Annotated in this window: 15 protein-coding genes and 1 tRNA gene; 7 read left to right on the plus strand and 9 right to left on the minus strand. The window is 71.5% G+C overall.

Features of this window, described 5'->3' with window-relative positions; translation table 11 throughout:
- Positions 1–65: 65 nt before the first annotated feature.
- Genes Sdi02f_RS18500 through Sdi02f_RS18510 form a run of 3 tightly spaced genes read right to left on the minus strand, consistent with a single transcriptional unit; the run spans position 66 to position 2807 of the window.
- Positions 66–395, minus strand: a complete 330-nt coding sequence (locus Sdi02f_RS18500) for a rhodanese-like domain-containing protein (RefSeq protein WP_030401566.1) — start codon at positions 393–395, stop codon at positions 66–68.
- A 49-nt stretch (positions 396–444) separates the two neighbouring features.
- Positions 445–1260: a hypothetical protein gene (locus Sdi02f_RS18505; RefSeq protein WP_053638530.1), complete on the minus strand. Its 816-nt coding sequence runs from the start codon at positions 1258–1260 to the stop codon at positions 445–447.
- A gap of 56 nt (positions 1261–1316) precedes the next feature.
- Complete coding sequence (locus Sdi02f_RS18510) at positions 1317–2807, minus strand: DUF2252 domain-containing protein (protein ID WP_108933680.1); 1491 nt, start codon at positions 2805–2807, stop codon at positions 1317–1319.
- Between the two features lie 406 nt (positions 2808–3213).
- On the opposite strand from Sdi02f_RS18510, the gene Sdi02f_RS18515 reads away from it, so the two are divergent.
- Positions 3214–4104, plus strand: coding sequence for a dioxygenase family protein (locus tag Sdi02f_RS18515; RefSeq protein ID WP_108933681.1), 891 nt, complete (start codon positions 3214–3216; stop codon positions 4102–4104).
- 86 nt (positions 4105–4190) lie between these two features.
- Here Sdi02f_RS18515 and Sdi02f_RS18520 read toward each other — a convergent pair.
- A tRNA-Leu gene (locus Sdi02f_RS18520) sits at positions 4191–4277 on the minus strand.
- 529 nt (positions 4278–4806) lie between these two features.
- Here Sdi02f_RS18520 and fhaA point away from each other — a divergent pair.
- From fhaA to pknB, 6 genes are all read left to right on the plus strand, one after another.
- The gene (gene fhaA / locus Sdi02f_RS18525) at positions 4807–5676 is read left to right on the plus strand and encodes an antibiotic biosynthesis regulator FhaA (RefSeq protein ID WP_031088104.1); all 870 of its coding nucleotides are present in this window, start codon (positions 4807–4809) and stop codon (positions 5674–5676) included.
- A 10-nt stretch (positions 5677–5686) separates the two neighbouring features.
- Positions 5687–6202, plus strand: coding sequence for an antibiotic biosynthesis regulator FhaB (gene fhaB / locus Sdi02f_RS18530; protein ID WP_030405050.1), 516 nt, complete (start codon positions 5687–5689; stop codon positions 6200–6202).
- 141 nt (positions 6203–6343) lie between these two features.
- Positions 6344–7885, plus strand: coding sequence for a Stp1/IreP family PP2C-type Ser/Thr phosphatase (locus tag Sdi02f_RS18535; protein ID WP_108933775.1), 1542 nt, complete (start codon positions 6344–6346; stop codon positions 7883–7885).
- Positions 7886–7912: 27 nt separating this feature from the next.
- Positions 7913–9352, plus strand: coding sequence for an FtsW/RodA/SpoVE family cell cycle protein (locus Sdi02f_RS18540; RefSeq protein ID WP_030405052.1), 1440 nt, complete (start codon positions 7913–7915; stop codon positions 9350–9352).
- Positions 9349–10821, plus strand: coding sequence for a peptidoglycan D,D-transpeptidase FtsI family protein (locus tag Sdi02f_RS18545; protein WP_030405053.1), 1473 nt, complete (start codon positions 9349–9351; stop codon positions 10819–10821). The genes Sdi02f_RS18540 and Sdi02f_RS18545 overlap by 4 nt, the downstream gene beginning before the upstream one ends.
- A 190-nt stretch (positions 10822–11011) precedes the next feature.
- Positions 11012–13036: a Stk1 family PASTA domain-containing Ser/Thr kinase gene (pknB, locus tag Sdi02f_RS18555; RefSeq protein ID WP_108933682.1), complete on the plus strand. Its 2025-nt coding sequence runs from the start codon at positions 11012–11014 to the stop codon at positions 13034–13036.
- Between the two features lie 115 nt (positions 13037–13151).
- On the opposite strand, the gene Sdi02f_RS18560 is transcribed toward pknB, so the two are convergent.
- From Sdi02f_RS18560 to Sdi02f_RS18580, 5 genes are all read right to left on the minus strand, one after another.
- Positions 13152–13703 (minus strand): hypothetical protein, encoded by a 552-nt coding sequence (locus Sdi02f_RS18560; RefSeq protein ID WP_108933683.1) that lies wholly within the window; start codon positions 13701–13703, stop codon positions 13152–13154.
- Between the two features lie 71 nt (positions 13704–13774).
- Positions 13775–14548 (minus strand): class E sortase, encoded by a 774-nt coding sequence (locus tag Sdi02f_RS18565; protein WP_030405056.1) that lies wholly within the window; start codon positions 14546–14548, stop codon positions 13775–13777.
- Positions 14549–14561: 13 nt separating this feature from the next.
- Positions 14562–15629, minus strand: a complete 1068-nt coding sequence (locus Sdi02f_RS18570; protein ID WP_108933684.1) for a class E sortase — start codon at positions 15627–15629, stop codon at positions 14562–14564.
- Positions 15626–16261 carry an aminodeoxychorismate/anthranilate synthase component II gene (locus tag Sdi02f_RS18575; protein ID WP_030405058.1) on the minus strand — a complete coding sequence of 212 codons (636 nt, stop codon included), beginning with the start codon at positions 16259–16261 and terminating at the stop codon, positions 15626–15628. Before Sdi02f_RS18575 ends, Sdi02f_RS18570 begins: the two co-directional genes overlap by 4 nt.
- A complete protein-coding gene (locus Sdi02f_RS18580) occupies positions 16258–16455 on the minus strand; it encodes a hypothetical protein (protein WP_174256084.1) in 198 nt (65 codons plus the stop codon). The genes Sdi02f_RS18575 and Sdi02f_RS18580 overlap by 4 nt, the downstream gene beginning before the upstream one ends.
- Positions 16456–16499: the final 44 nt, after the last annotated feature.

A 16499-nucleotide genomic window follows, 5' to 3' on the forward strand; every position in this document is an offset into this window, starting at 1 on the left:
GCGACGTTCGAACGGGAACGGTACTCAGGACCGGCCGACCGCACAGCCCCCGCCGGACCGGCCCCCTAGAGGACGTGCCCGGGCTCGCCTTTGTCGTCGACCACGGGACGCCCGGCGGCGGCCCACTCCTGCATGCCGCCGTCGACGTTCACCGCGTCGACGCCCTGCTGGACCAGGTACATGGTGACCTGCGCCGAGCGACCGCCCACGCGGCAGAGCACGTGCACCCGGCCGTCCTGCGGCGCGGCCTCGGTCAGCTCGCCGAAGCGGGCCACGAACTCGCTGAGGGGAATGTGCAGCGCCCCGGCGGCGTGGCCCGCCTGCCACTCGTCGTCCTCGCGGACGTCCAGCAGGAAGTCGCCGTCCTTGAGGTCGTCGATCCCGACCGTGGGCACACCAGCTCCGAAACTCATGCCCCAGACGCTACCGGAGCCGCGGACGGACTCAGTCCTGCGCGAGCATCCCCGCCAGCTCCGCCTCCCGCTCGCGCACCTGGGCGGCCAACTGTTCGGCGATCTCCTCCAGCAGCCGGTCGGGGTCGTCCGGGGCCAGCCTGAGCATGGCGCCGATCGCGCTCTCCTCCAGCTCCTTGGCGAGCAGGGTGAGCATCTCCTTGCGCCGGTCGAGCCATTCGAGCCGCACGTACAGCTCCTCGGCGCGGCTCGGGCGCCGCTCGGGCACCGGCCCGGCGGCCCACTCCTCGGCCAGTTCGCGCAGTCGCGCCGCGTCGCCGGCGGCGTAGGCGGCGTTGACGCGGGTGATGAACTCCTCGCGCCGGACCCGCTCGGTCTCCTCCTGCGCCAGGTCGGGGTGGGCCTTGCGGGCCAGCTCGCGGTAGAGCTTGCGGGCCTCCTCGCTCGGCCGGACCCGCTGCGGGGGACGGACCGCCTGGTCCGTGAGCATCGCGGCCGCCTCGGGGAACAGCCCGTCCCCGTCCATCCAGCCGTTCAGCAGCTCCTCGACCCCGGGGATCGGCATCAGCCGGGCCCGGGCCTCGTCGGCCCGGCGCAGGTCCTCGGCGTCGCCCGTGCGGGCCGCGCGGGCCGCGAGGATCTCCGCCTCCAGCTCCTCGAGCCGCGCGTACACCGGGCCGAGCCGCTGCTCGTGCAGCCGCGAGAAGTTCTCGACCTCCACGCGGAAGGTCTCCAGCGCGATCTCGTACTCGATGAGTGCCTGCTCGGCGGCCCGTACGGCCCGTTCCAGCCGTTCCTCGGGACGCGGCGCACCCTCCTGCTCGGGCTCAGCTTCCGGCGTCGTCACCCGACCAGCCTAGGGGGTTCCGGCACCGGGAGCCGCCCGCGCGGCCCCGCCGCCCCTCACACCCCCAGCTCCGCCGCGGCCCTCCCCGCGCGCACCGCGGCCACCAGGTCCGCGTGGTCCGCCTCGGTACGGTCGGCGTAGGCGACGGCGAAGGCGGACACGGCCTCGTCCAGCTCGCCGCTCTTGCCGCAGTAGCCCGCGATCAGCCGTGGGTCGGCGCTGTGCGCGTGGGCGCGGGCCAGCAGGGCGCCGGTCATGCGGCCGTAGTCGTCGAGCTGGTCGGCGGCCAGGGCCGCGGGGTCGACGCTGCCCTTGCGGTTGCGGAACTGGCGCACCTGGAAGGGCCGCCCGTCGACCGAGGTCCAGCCCAGCAGGATGTCGCTGACCACCTGCATCCGCTTCTGCCCCAGGACCACCCGGCGGCCCTCGTGCGCGGCCTCGGGGGCGTCGAACCCGGCGGCCTCCAGGTGGGGCAGCAGCGCGGAGGGCCGGGCCTCCTTGACCTGGAGCACGAGCGGCTCGCCCCGGTGGTCCAGGAGCAGCACGACGTACGACCGCGTGCCGACGCTGCCGGTGCCGACGACGCGGAAGGCCACGTCGTGCACCGCGTACCGGGCCAGCAGCGGCAGCCGGTCCTCGGAGAGCGTGTCCAGGTACGCCTCCAGGGCGCCCGCGACCGCCGCCGCCTCGGCGTCCGTCACCCGGCGCAGCACCGGAGCCGCGTCCACGAAGCGCCACCCGCCGTCCTCGGTGGGCTCGGTCGACTTCGCGGCGAAGCGCCCGCTGGTGTTGGCCCGCGCCTTCTCCGAGACCCGCTCCAGGGTGCCGAGCAGGTCGTGGGCGTCGGTGTGGGAGACGAGTTCCTCGTCCGCGATGGCGTTCCAGGCGTCCAGCGCGGGCAGCTTCGCCAGCAGCCGCATGGTGCGCCGGTAGGCGCCGGTCGCGTCGTGGGCGGCCTCGCGGCAGGTGTCCTCGTCGGCACCGGCCTCCCGGCCCGCGAGGACGAGCGAGGCGGCCAGCCGCTTGAGGTCCCACTCCCAGGGGCCGTGGACCGTCTCGTCGAAGTCGTTCAGGTCGATGACCAGACGGCCGCGGGCGTCGCCGTAGAGGCCGAAGTTCGCGGCGTGCGCGTCACCGCAGATCTGGGCGCCGATCCCGGTGACCGGGGTGCGGGCCAGGTCGTACGCCATCAGGCCCGCCGACCCCCGCAGGAACGCGAACGGCGTGGCGGCCATCCGCCCGGCGCGGATCGGGGTGAGCCCCGGGATCCGGCCGCGGTGGGACTCCTCGACCGCGCTCACCGCGTCCGGCCGGGCGGCGTCCGGGTCGAGGGCGGCGTGCGCGGACCGCGCGACGCGCGTGCGCAGCGCCTTGCCCTCCGCCTTCGGCGAACCGTCCGCGGGCCACCGCGCGAACCCCGGGACGACCGGCACCCGCCCGCCCCGCAGAGCCCCTCCGCCCCCGCGCGCCCCACCGCCGCCTTCCGTCTCTTCCGTCCCGCCCGTCCCCGTCGCGTCCACGCCCCCGCGCCCCGTCGCCCCGGTCATCCCGGCCCCCTCCACGTCCTCGTCCGTACCTGTACGTCGTGCCGGCCGTACGCCGCGCACCGGACACCCGTCCGGCCCCCGGAACCGCCGACGGCCCCGCCCCGCGACGGGCCGGTCCGCCTCTCCGTCCCCGGCGCGCCACGACCGTACCGCCGGGCCGCACCGCGCGTACACGACCGGGCCCGCCCGCCCGCATAACGCCGGGCAGGGGGCGAAACAGGAGGTGCCCGCACCCCCCGCCGCGCGCCTACGGTGGCCAGCGATCACCACGGAGCGCGCCCGCCGAAGCAACCACAGCAGCCTGCCCCGCGCCGGCGGGCGCGCTCCCTGTCCCCGACGTCCCGGATGTCGCACGTCCCGCTCAGCTCGCCCAGGGACCACTCACCGAGGAGACCGAGGAACCGCCATGACCTCCCACACCCCCACCACCCCCGACGAGCCCGGCCCCGGCACGGGCTCCGGAGGCGACCGCGGCATCAGCCGCAAGACGCTGCTCAGGGCGGCCGTCGCCGCCGGCGCCACCGTCCCACTGCTCGCCACCGGCGGCATCGCGCTGGCCCGGGACGCCGCCCGCGCCAACGACGGGCGGACCCTGACGCCGACGCCGTACTGCGACGACGGCGACGACCTGACGCCCGACCAGATGGAGGGGCCGTACTTCAAGCCGAACTCGCCGCTGCGCACGAGCCTGGTCACGCCCGGCACCCCGGGCACCCCGCTGACCGTCAGCGGCTACGTCTTCGGCCGGAACTGCGTCCCGCTGTCCGGCGTGCTGCTCGACTTCTGGCAGGCGGACACCAACGGCACCTACGACATGGCCGGGTACACCTTCCGCGGCCACCAGTTCAGCGACTCCACCGGCGCCTTCACCCTGAAGACCGTCGTCCCCGGCCTCTACCCCGGCCGGACCCGGCACATCCACGTCAAGGTGCAGGCCCCCGGCAAGCCCGTCCTGACCACCCAGCTCTACTTCCCCGGCGAGCCCCGCAACAGCACGGACATGATCTTCGATCCGGCCCTGCTGATGAACGTCCGCGGCGCCGGCAACGGCAAGGAGGGCACCTTCGACTTCGTCCTGAACGTGGACGGCGGCACCGGCCCCACGCATCCGCCCACCGACCCGCCCACCGACCCGCCCACCGACCCGCCGAGCGGCACCTGGGCGACCGGTCACGCCTACACGGCCGGTGACCGGGTGACGTACGGCGGCCGCTCGTACCGCTGTCTCCAGGCGCACACCGCGATGACGGGCTGGGAACCGCCGAACGTGCCGGCCCTGTGGGCTCCGGAGTCCTGAGACCTTCCTCACAGCGCACGCGCCACGGGCCACCGCGTCCGGACACGCGGAAGCCCCCCAGGTCCGAGACCTGGGGGGCTTCCGGCTGGTGCGCGAGGGGGGAGTTGAACCCCCACGCCCTTGCGGGCACTGGAACCTGAATCCAGCGCGTCTGCCTATTCCGCCACCCGCGCATTGGGTGTGTCTTCCGGGCCTTTCCTTGCGGTCCGGCGCCTTCCGACACGAGAACATTAGCACGCTGGATGGGGTCGATTCACATCCCTTTCCCCGGGCGGAGCGGGGTGCCCGCCCTCCTTCGGGCACTCGTCCCGGTCCGTGGCCGTTCACGTATCAACCTCGTACCGGTCCGGCCCGTCTCCCCAGGAGCCGGTAGGGGACCGCGGCCGGGTGCGGGACACTGGTCTGCGGCCGCCTCTACGATCCTGGGCATGAGTACCTGAGGGAGCACACCCCGAAGGTTCCGCCGGAGTTCGAAGGGGATCTCGGGCGGGAACTCCGAGAGGCGTCGACACCCGTCGACCGGGCCGACAGGGGGAACCAGCCGATCGACCGGCGCGTGGATACGATCAGTAAGCAGTACCAGGTGGGCAGTGCGCGCCCGCACCGCACGACGCGGGGCGGCACCGGGCACGGCAGTACGCAGCACAGCACTACGCAGGACAGTGGAAGCGGACAGGACGGCAGCGACGGAGGAGGTGCCCCATGGGAGTCCTGAAGAAGTTCGAGCAGCGGCTCGAAGGCCTGGTCAACGGCACCTTCGCAAAGGTCTTCAAGTCCGAGGTGCAGCCCGTGGAGATCGCGGGAGCGCTTCAGCGTGAATGCGACAACAACGCGACCATCTGGAACCGCGACCGCACCGTGGTGCCCAACGACTTCATCGTGGAACTGAGCACGCCCGACTACGAGCGCCTCAGCCCCTACTCCGGGCAGCTCGGCGACGAGCTGGCCGGCATGGTCCGCGACTACGCCAAGCAGCAGCGCTACACCTTCATGGGACCCATCAAGGTCCACCTGGAGAAGGCGGACGACCTCGACACCGGCCTGTACCGGGTGCGCAGCCGCACCCTGGCCTCCTCCAGCAGCCACCAGGGCGGCCCGGCCGCCGCCGCGCCCCCCGCGCCCCCCGCGCGGCCCGCCCAGCCGGGCGGCGGCTACGGCTACCCGCCGGCCGCCCCCGCGGGCGCCCCGCCCATGCCGGCCGCGCCGCCGCCCGGCGGCCGCCCCGGCGGCTACGGCTACCCGCAGCCCGCCGGCGGCCCGCAGCCCCCGGCGACGCCCGCCCCCGGCGGACGCACCCGCCACTGGATCGAGATCAACGGCACCCGCCACCAGATCTCCCGCGCGACACTCGTGCTGGGCCGCAGCACCGAGGCCGACGTGCGGATCGACGACCCCGGCGTCTCCCGCCGGCACTGCGAGATCCGGACCGGAACGCCCTCGACGATCCAGGATCTCGGCTCCACCAACGGCATCGTGGTGGACGGGCAGCACACCACCCGCGCTACGCTCCGCGACGGCTCGCGGATCGTCGTGGGCAGCACCACCGTTATCTACAGGCAAGCCGAAGGGTGATCCGGGGGCAATGTCAGAGCTGACCCTCACGGTCATGCGGCTGGGTTTTCTCGCCGTACTGTGGCTGTTCGTGATCGTGGCCGTGCAGGTCATCCGCAGCGACCTCTTCGGTACGCGGGTCACCCAGCGCGGCGCGCGACGCGACGCCGCCCGACCGCAGCAGACCGCCACGCGCCAGGGCCAGGCGCCTCCGCAGCAGCGCCAGCAGTCCGGCGGCCGCGGCCGCCGGGGCGCGCCCACCAAGCTGGTCGTGACGGAAGGCACCCTCACCGGCACCACCGTCGCCCTCCAGGGCCAGACCATCACGCTCGGCCGGGCCCACGACTCGACGATCGTGCTGGACGACGACTACGCCTCCAGCCGCCATGCCAGGATCTACCCGGACCAGAACGGCCAGTGGATCGTCGAGGACCTGGGCTCCACCAACGGCACCTACCTGGACCGGGCCCGGCTGACGACCCCCACCCCGATTGGCCCGGGGGCGCCGATCCGCATCGGCAAGACCGTCATCGAGCTGCGGAAGTAGTGCTACACCAATGAATGAGCGCGAGCGGAGCGAGCACGCAGCGGCGGCCGGCACCCCGGGCCCCGGCGCGCTCCCGACCGGAGGGTGGGCAGTGTGGCTCGACACGACCGGCTGCAGTCGGAGCCGACGGGCGAGGTGCGCATGAGTCTGTCACTGCGCTTCGCCGCCGGTTCCCACAAGGGCATGATCCGCGAGGGCAACGAGGACTCCGGCTACGCCGGGCCCCGCCTGCTCGCCATCGCCGACGGCATGGGCGGCCAGGCGGCCGGCGAGGTCGCCTCCTCCGAGGTGATCTCCACCATCGTCGCCCTCGACGACGACGTGCCCGGCTCCGACGTCCTCACCTCGCTCGGCGCCGCCGTGCAGCGCGCCAACGACCAGCTGCGGCAGATGGTCGAGGAGGACCCCGCCCTGGAGGGCATGGGCACCACCCTGACCGCCCTGCTGTGGACCGGGCAGCGCCTGGGCATGGTCCACGTCGGCGACTCCCGCGCCTACCTGCTGCGCGACGGCGTCCTGACGCAGATCACGCAGGACCACACCTGGGTGCAGCGCCTCGTCGACGAGGGACGCATCACCGAGGAGGAGGCGGGGACCCACCCGCAGCGCTCCCTGCTGATGCGCGCCCTGGGCAGCGGCGACCACGTCGAACCCGACCTGTCCATCCGCGAGGTGCGGGCCGGCGACCGCTACCTGATCTGCTCCGACGGTCTCTCCGGCGTCGTCTCCCACCAGACGATGGAGGACACCCTCGCCAGCTACCAGGGGCCCCAGGAGACCGTCCAGGAGCTGATCCAGCTCGCCCTGCGCGGCGGCGGCCCCGACAACATCACCGTCATCGTCGCCGACGTCCTCGATCTGGACACCGGCGACACCCTCGCCGCACAGCTCTCCGACACCCCCGTGGTCGTCGGCGCCGTGGCCGAGAACCAGGCCCAGATGGGCGACAACGGCATCATGCAGACCCCGGCCGGCCGCGCCGCGGGTCTGGGCCGGCCGCGCGGCGGGGGCGGCGAGTTCGGCCCGCCCGGCAGCGGCGACACCACGGGCTTCGTCTCCACCGGCGGCTTCGACGACTACGGCCCCGACGACTTCGTCAAACCCCGCAAGAACCGCAAGTGGCTCAAGCGGTCCCTGTACACCGCCCTCGCCCTCGCCGTCATCGGCGGCGGCACCTACGGCGGCTGGCGCTGGACGCAGACCCAGTACTACGTCGGCACCAACGACGACCACCTCGCGCTGTACCGGGGCATCAGCCAGGACCTCGCCTGGGTCTCGCTCTCCAAGGTCCAGAAGGACCACCCCGAGATCGAACTCAAGTACCTGCCCCCCTACCAGCAGAAACTGGTCGAGGCCACCATCCCCGAGAGCGACCTCAACGACGCCCGGGCCAAGATCGAGGAGCTGGCGGTCCAGGCCTCCGCCTGCAAGAAGCAGGCCGAGCGGCGTTCCACGGAGACCGAGAAGAACGCGAAGACGGGCGAGGGCGAGGCCGGCGGCACCACAGGAACCAGCCCCGCCTCCTTCACGTCCAAGGCCTCACCGAGCCCGAACCCGTCCGGCTCGCCCGAGGCACCCGAATCGTCCGAGTCCCCGTCCACGACCGCACCCACTCCAGGCTCAGGCCCGACCCTCTCGGAGGAAGAACAGAAGGTCGTCTCGCTGTGCGGTAAGCAGCAGTAGGCAAGCCGTGAGAGGCCCCGTCACACGATGAGCAGTACTACCAACCCGTCGACGCACCACACGTCCACGATCGGCGCCATCGGCGCCCCGAGCCGGCGCAACACCGAGCTGGCTCTGCTCGTGTTCGCCGTCCTGATCCCGGTCTTCGCCTACGCCAACGTGGGCCTGGCCATCAACGACGAGGTGCCCGCCGGGCTGCTGAGCTACGGCTTCGGCCTCGGCCTGCTGGCCGGCGTCGGCCACCTCGTCGTACGCAAGTTCGCGCCGTACGCCGACCCGCTGCTGCTGCCGCTGGCCACCCTGCTCAACGGGCTCGGCCTCGTCGCCATCTGGCGCCTGGACCAGTCGGGGCGTCTCCAGTCGAGCAAGCTGTTCGTCGAGGCGGCGCCTCGCCAGCTCATGTACTCCGCACTCGGCGTAGCCCTGTTCGTGGCCGTGCTCGTCTTCCTCAGGGACCACCGGGTCCTCCAGCGCTACACCTACATCTCCATGGCCGGCGCGCTGGTCCTGCTGCTGCTGCCACTGGTTCCGGGCCTCGGGCACGACAACTTCGGTGCCAAGATCTGGATCAAGATCCCCGGTCTCGGTACTCTCCAGCCCGGCGAGTTCGCCAAGATCGTCCTCGCGGTGTTCTTCGCGGGCTATCTCATGGTCAAACGCGACGCCCTGGCCCTCGCCAGCCGCCGCTTCATGGGCCTCTACCTGCCCCGCGGACGTGACCTCGGTCCGATCATCGTCGTCTGGATCATCTCGATCCTGATCCTGGTCTTCGAGACCGACCTCGGCACCTCGTTGCTCTTCTTCGGCATGTTCGTGATCATGCTGTACGTCGCCACCGAGCGGACCAGCTGGATCGTCTTCGGTCTGCTGATGTCGGCGGCCGGCGCCGTCGGCGTCGCCTCCTTCGAATCCCACGTGCAGCAGCGCGTCCAGGCCTGGCTCGACCCGATGCACGAGTACGAGCTCAGTCGGCAGGGCATCTTCGGCCACACCGAGCAGTCCATGCAGGCCCTGTGGGCCTTCGGCTCCGGCGGCACCCTCGGCAGCGGCTGGGGCCAGGGCCACTCCGACCTCATCGGCTTCGCCGCCAACTCCGACTTCATCCTCGCCACCTTCGGCGAGGAACTCGGCCTCGCCGGCCTGATGGCCCTCCTCCTGCTCTACGCCTTGATCGTGGAACGCGGCGTGCGCACCGCCCTCGCCGCCCGCGACCCCTTCGGCAAGCTCCTCGCCATCGGCCTCTCCGGCGCCTTCGCCCTCCAGGTCTTCGTCGTCGCCGGCGGTGTCATGAGCCTCATCCCGCTCACGGGTATGACCATGCCCTTCCTGGCCTACGGCGGTTCCTCCGTCATCGCCAACTGGGCGCTGATCGGCATTCTGCTGCGCATCAGCGACACCGCGCGCAGGCCGGCCCCCGCCGCGCCCGCCAGCCCGGACGCCGAGATGACCCAGGTGGTCCGCCCGTGAACAAGCCACTGCGCCGCATCGCGATCTTCTGCGGCCTCCTCGTCCTCACCCTGCTCGTCCGGGACAACTGGCTCCAGTACGTCCAGGCCGACGGGCTGAAGGAGGACGAGCACAACCGCCGCGTCGCCATCGAGCGGTACGCCACTCCGCGCGGCGACATCATCGTCGACGGCAAGGCCATCACCGGACACGCCACCACCGAGGGCGACTTCAAGTACAAGCGCACCTACAAGGACGGCGCCATGTGGGCGCCCGTCACCGGTTACGTCTCCCAGGCCTTCGGCGCCACCCAGCTGGAGTCCATCGACGACGGCATCCTCACCGGCAACGACGACCGGCTCTTCTTCCGCAACACCCTCGACATGGTGACGGGCAAGAAGCGCGAGGGCGGCAACGTCGTCACCACCCTCAACGCCGCCGCCCAGAAGGCCGCCTACGACGGCCTGAAGAGGCAGGGCGCCAAGGGGGCCGTCGTCGCGATCGAGCCGTCCACCGGCAAGATCCTCTCCATGGCCTCGTACCCCTCGTACGACCCCACCACGATCGCGGGCAGCAACGACGCGGCCGGCGAGGCCTGGAACAAGCTGCAGAAGAAGAACAACCCCGACGACCCGATGCTCAACCGCGCGCTGCGCGAGGCCTATCCGCCCGGCTCCACCTTCAAGGTGGTCACCGCGGCGGCGGCCCTGGAGCACCACCTGTACGACTCGGCGGACGAGAAGACCGACTCGCCGCTGCCCTGGACGATGCCCGGCACCAGCACCGATCTGCCCAACGAGGGCGACCTCCCCTGCGAGGACGCCACCCTCCGCGAGGCCCTGCGCGTCTCCTGCAACACCGTCTTCGGCAAGGTCGGTTACGACCTCGGCAACGACAAGATGCTGGAGACCGCCAAGAAGTTCGGCTTCACCGAGGAGCAGTTCGTCCCGGTCCGCTCCAGCGCCTCCGTCTTCTCCGACGGCATGAACGACTCGCAGGTCGCGCTCTCCTCCATCGGCCAGTACAACACCGCCGCCACCCCGCTGCAGATGGCCATGGTCACCTCGGCCATCGCCAACAACGGCACCCTGATGAAGCCGTACATGGTCGACGCGCTCCAGGCCCCCAACCTCGACACCATCGAGAAGACGGACCCCAAGGAGATGAGCAAGCCGCTGTCCGCGGACAACGCCCAGATCCTCCAGTCCATGATGGAGACCGTCGTCGAGGACGGCACGGGAACCAACGCGCGGATCGACGGCGTCACGGTGGGTGGCAAGACCGGTACCGCACAGCACGGCGTCGACAACAGCGAGAACCCCTACGCCTGGTTCATCTCGTACGCCAAGACCGACGACGGCAGCTCGCCCGTCGCCGTCGCCGTGGTGATCGAGGACGAGAACGCCGGCCGCGACGACATCTCCGGCGGTGGCCTCGCGGCGCCGATCGCGAAGAACGTCATGGAGGCCGTCATCGACAGCAAGAAGTGACCGCGCCCCGAACGGGACGTGACTCCCGTCACGTCCCCTTCACATCGGCGCACGTTGCGATACCGGTCCTGTATCGGCTGCCCGGCTCGGCCAAGGGGCCCGGAGCGAGCCGGGTACGGTAGGCCGGACGGCAGCCTCCGACCGTACAAGCATGCCGGTCGGGACCGACGGAGAGGGCTGGTAGGTAGCTATGGAAGAGCCGCGTCGCCTCGGCGGCCGGTACGAGCTGGGCCCGGTGCTCGGCCGTGGTGGCATGGCGGAGGTTTACCACGCGCATGACACCAGGCTCGGGCGCCAGGTGGCGGTGAAGACGCTGCGCGCCGACCTCGCGCGCGACCCGTCCTTCCAGGCCCGGTTCCGCCGGGAGGCCCAGTCGGCCGCCTCGCTCAACCACCCCGCGATCGTGGCGGTCTACGACACGGGCGAGGACTACATCGACGGGGTGTCCATCCCGTACATCGTCATGGAGTACGTCGACGGCTCCACGCTCCGCGAGCTGCTCCACTCCGGCCGCAAGCTGCTGCCGGAGCGGACGCTGGAGATGACCATCGGCATCCTCCAGGCCCTGGAGTACTCGCACCGGGCCGGCATCGTCCACCGCGACATCAAGCCGGCCAACGTCATGCTGACGCGGGGCGGTCAGGTCAAGGTCATGGACTTCGGCATCGCCCGCGCCATGGGCGACTCCGGCATGACGATGACCCAGACCGCCGCGGTCATCGGCACCGCCCAGTACCTCTCCCCGGAGCAGGCCAAGGGCGAGCAGGTCGACGCCCGGTCCGACCTGTACTCCACGGGCTGCCTGCTCTACGAGCTGCTCACGGTCCGGCCGCCCTTCGTCGGCGACTCCCCGGTCGCCGTCGCCTACCAGCACGTGCGCGAGGAACCGCAGGCGCCGAGCGTCTTCGACCCCGAGATCACGCCCGAGATGGACGCGATCGTGCTGAAGGCCCTGGTCAAGGACCCGGACTACCGCTACCAGTCGGCCGACGAGATGCGCGCCGACATCGAGGCCTGCCTCGACGGCCAGCCCGTCGGCGCCACCGCCGCGATGGGCGCCATGGCCGCCGGCGGCTACGGCGCCTACCCCGACGAGCAGCCGACCACCGCGCTGCGCTCCGACGGGGGCGGCGCCGCCACGACCATGCTGCCGCCGATGAACCCGGACGACGGCGGCTACGGCTACGACGACCGCCCCGACCGGCGCCGCCAGCAGCCCCGCAAGAAGAACACCTCCACGATCCTCCTGGTCCTGGCGGGCATCCTCGTCCTCGTGGGCGCCATCCTGATCGGCAAGTACGCCTTCAGCGGGGGCGGAGGACCGGGCGACAGCACGGTCGCCGTACCCGCGCTGATCGGTCAGACGCAGGACGACGCCGAGAAACAGCTCACCAACACCGACCTCAAGCTGGGCACGGTCGAGCAGAAGCCCTGCGAGGACCAGAAGAAGGGCAACGTCTGCGCCCAGGACCCCAAGCAGGCCACCGAGGTCGACAAGGGCACCACCGTCAACCTGGTGATCTCGACGGGCGCGCCCAAGGTCGCCGTCCCGAACGTGATCGACAAGAACGTGGACGAGGCCACCCAGCAGCTCGAGGACAAGGGCTTCAAGGTCGAGACCAAGCAGACCGAGTCCTCCCAGGACGAGGGCACGGTCCTCAGCCAGGACCCCGACCCGGGCAAGGAGCTGGAGAAGGGCTCCACGGTGACCCTGGAGGTCGCCAAGGCCCAGGAGAAGGCCACGGTGCCGGACGTCGTGGGCCGGTCCTGCGACGAGGCCAAGTCCCAGGTGGAGAGCAGCGGCGACCTCACGGCCGAGTGCGCGGAGCAGCCGACGAACGACCCGAACCAGAACGGCAAGGTCATCTCCACCAGCCCCGCGGCCAACACGCAGGTGGACAAGGGCTCCAAGGTCACGATCTTCATCGGCAAGGTGGCGGAGAAGACCAAGGTGCCCGAGGTGCGCACCAAGACCCTCGCGCAGGCCCGTCAGATGCTCCAGCAGAGCGGCTTCACCAACGTGCAGGTCGCCCCGGGCGCACCGGGTGACGACAACGCCGTGGTCATGGCCATGGACCCGCAGCCCGGCACCGAGGTCGACGACCCTGCCGGCACGCAGATCACCCTCACCACGGTGGGCGGCAACAACGGGAACAACGGTGGCGGCGGCGGCGACGGCGGAGGCTTCATCGGCGGCCTCCGCGGCCGGGACTGATCCGCCCGACCGACGACCGGAGCCCCGGTCCCTCACCCGAGGGGCCGGGGCTCCGTGCTGTCGGTCGAGGAAGCCGACGCGGTTGCGGAGTCGCGGGCCCGCCGGTACGGCGGGGTCACCGCCGCCGCGACGACCGTGATCGCCGCCGCCCGGCGGCCACCACCGCGCCGGCGAGACTGAGCACACCGGCCGCCGCGAGCAGCACGAAGAACACGACGGCCGGGTTCACCCAGGAGGGAACGAGATCGAAGTCCTCGTTGCACTTGTTGCGCAGCGGGAACCAGCGGTTGAATTCCTCCGCGTGCGCGGCCCGGTAGGAGGCGTCGTAGCGGACCCCGTGACCATGGACACACGCCTCCCCGACATCGAGCCCTGCGGAGAGCACCCCGGTCAGGTAGGCGACGGCGAAACCGGCCACTCCCGCCGAGACGCCGGCCACACCCCACGACAGCCAGGTGCGGGGCCGCGCCCACGCCCGCTCGCGAACGGCCCGGACGCCACCGCGGGCCCCGGCGACGATCCCCACGCACAGCGTCGTGACCACGACGGCCACGACGGTGCCGACGGCCCCGAACAGGAACAGCAGCGCGACGCCCATCATCACCAGCCCGCCCAGATGGGCGAGCCGCTCGGGCCGGGCGTGCCACGGCGACGACCGTGTCTTCACGCGTCACGACTCGGAGTGATCCTCATGGCGCTCCGGCCGAGGGCCGAGCCGCTCCGGGCACCTCGGTCACCTCACCGCAACTCCGCCGGAGGCGTCCGGTCCCCGTCGACCTTCTCCGTGCGGACCAGCTCGCCCCAGACCACGTACCGGTACCGGCTCGTGTAGACCGGCGTGCAGGTCGTCAGGGTGATGTAGTGACCGGCCTTCTTCTTGCCGGACTCCTCGGGGACGGCGTCGAGCACGTCGACGTTGTACTTCGAGGTCTCGGGCAGGACGGCGTACGTCTTGTACACGTACCAGGTGTCCTTCGTCTCGAAGACGATCGGGTCACCCTTCTCGATCCTGTCGATGTTGTGGAACTTCGCGCCGTGCCCGTCGCGGTGGGCGGCGAGCGAGAAGTTGCCCTTCTTGTCCGAGGTGGGCAGCGTCGCCTTGACCGGGTCGGTGTAGTAGCCGGCCACGCCGTCGTTGAGGATCTTCATCGACGTGCCCTTCTCCACCAGGATGTCCCCGCTCCCCATCGCCGGGACGTGCAGGAAGCCGATGCCCGCCTTGGTGTCCAGCACTCCGGGGCCGTCCGGGCCCACCCGGTCCTGGGCCCAGTCGTCCCGGACCTTGTCGGCCTGCTTGTCCGCCGCGCGGTCGGCGACCACGTTGGTCCACCACAGCGAGTAGACGACGAACAGGCCCATCACCAGGCCCGCGGTGATGAGCAGTTCGCCGAAGACGCTGACGGCCTGGGCGACGATCCGTCCGGGACCCCGGCGGCGGCGAGGTGCCCCGGACTCCGGCGGGCCGTCCTCGCCGGCGTGCTCCTGCTGCTCCGTGTCGGTGGTCGCTGCCACTGGTCATCCGCCCTTAACTGACGAGCGCATCCGGCTTGCCCTTGCTGCGCGGCCGTTCCTCGACCATCTTGCCCCAGACGATCATGCGGTACTTGCTGGTGAACTCCGGCGTGCAGGTGGTGAGGGTGATGTAGCGGCCGGGTTCCTTGAAGCCCGACTGCTTCGGGACCGGTTCCAGCACGCTGATGTTGCTCGGCGACGTCACCGGCAGGATCGACGCCATCTTGTACACGAAGTACTTGTCCTGCGTCTCCACGACGATCGGGTCGCCCGGTTCCAGCTTGTTGATGTACCGGAACGGCTCACCGTGGGTGTTGCGGTGGCCCGCGAGCCCGAAGTTGCCGGTCTTGGCGTCGGGCATCGCCGTCTTCAGCCCGCCCTCGGAGTAGTGCCCGACCATGCCCCGGTCGAGCACCTTCTTGCTGCTGATGCCCTCGGCGATCGGCACCACCACGTCCAGCTTGGGAATGTGCAGCAGTGCGAAGCCCTGGCCCGGCTCGAACGCCCCCGGGTTGCGCTTGCCGTTCGCCCAGTCGTCCTGGAGGCTGCTCGCGGCCTGGTTCGCCTGCGCGTGCGCCCGGACGTTCGTCCACCACAGCTGGTAGGTGACGAACAGCAGCATCAGCACACCGGTCGTGATGAAGAGCTCGCCCATGACCCGGCTGGCGATCACCGCGGCGCCGGGCTTGCGTGCCCGGGCCTGCCGCCGGGCCTCCACGCGCGACAGCGGCGCCTTGGGCTGCTCGTCGGCCTCCGCCCCCGCCGGCTGCGTCCGGGGCGCCCCACGGCGCCCGTGACGCCGTTTGGCGGCCTTCCTGCGGGCCGCGCGACCGCCGCCCACGGAGCCGTCCCCGGCGGGACCCGCCTCGGCGGACGTCCGCCGCAGCGGGGGTTCCGGGATCCGCAGCGCCACCGTCTCGTCGTCGACGAGCGGGGGGCGGTACGGCCCGTCCGCGTCCCCGGTGGGGAACTCCGCGTACCGGCCGTCCCCGAACGCACCGGAATCCCCGTACGGCTGCCCGTACGAGGATCCCTGGTCACCGGCTGTGCCGGGGTCGCGCTCGGGGCGCAGCGCGGTCACGCCGTGGCCCTGCCCACCACCGGGGCGAGCCCCGCCGACCTCGCCACCGCGTCCCGGTCGCCGCACTCCGTCAGCCAGTTGGCCAGCATCCGGTGCCCGTGCTCGGTCAGCACCGACTCCGGGTGGAACTGCACGCCCTCCACGGGCAGGTCCCGGTGGCGCAGGCCCATCACGATCCCGTCGGGGGTACGGGCCGTCACCTCCAGCTCCGCCGGGACCGTGGCGGGCTCGGCCGCCAGCGAGTGGTACCGCGTCGCGGTGAAGGGGGAGGGCAGGCCCGCGAAGACGCCCTTGCCCGTGTGCTCGACCGGGGAGGTCTTGCCGTGCAGCAGCTCCGGAGCCCGGTCCACCACTCCGCCGTACGCCACCTGCATCGACTGCATGCCCAGGCAGACACCGAAGACCGGCACCCCGGTCGCCGCGCAGTGCCGGACCATGTCGACGCAGACGCCCGCCTGCTCCGGCGTACCCGGGCCGGGCGAGAGCAGCACGCCGTCGAAGCCGGCGGCGTGGGCCGTCGACACCTCGTCGTTGCGCAGCACCTCGCACTCGGCGCCGAGCTGGTAGAGGTACTGGACCAGGTTGAAGACGAAGCTGTCGTAGTTGTCGACGACGAGGATGCGCGCGCTCACTGGTTGTCCACCGTCACATCGTTGAAGGGCAGCAGCGGTTCCGCCCACGGGAAGACGTACTGGAAGAGCACGTAGACCACGATCATCGCCAGCATGAGCGAGAGCAGCGCCTTGACCCACGCGTTCCCCGGCAGATGCCGCCAGATCCAGCCGTACATGCCGTCCCTTCCGTCGCACCACGGCGCCAGACTCACGCCGCACGGCACCAGACTAGCGGCGCGGGGGTCCTCGGAACGGC

This window comes from Streptomyces ardesiacus (genome assembly GCF_003112575.1).
Classification (GTDB): Bacteria; Actinomycetota; Actinomycetes; order Streptomycetales; family Streptomycetaceae; genus Streptomyces; species Streptomyces ardesiacus.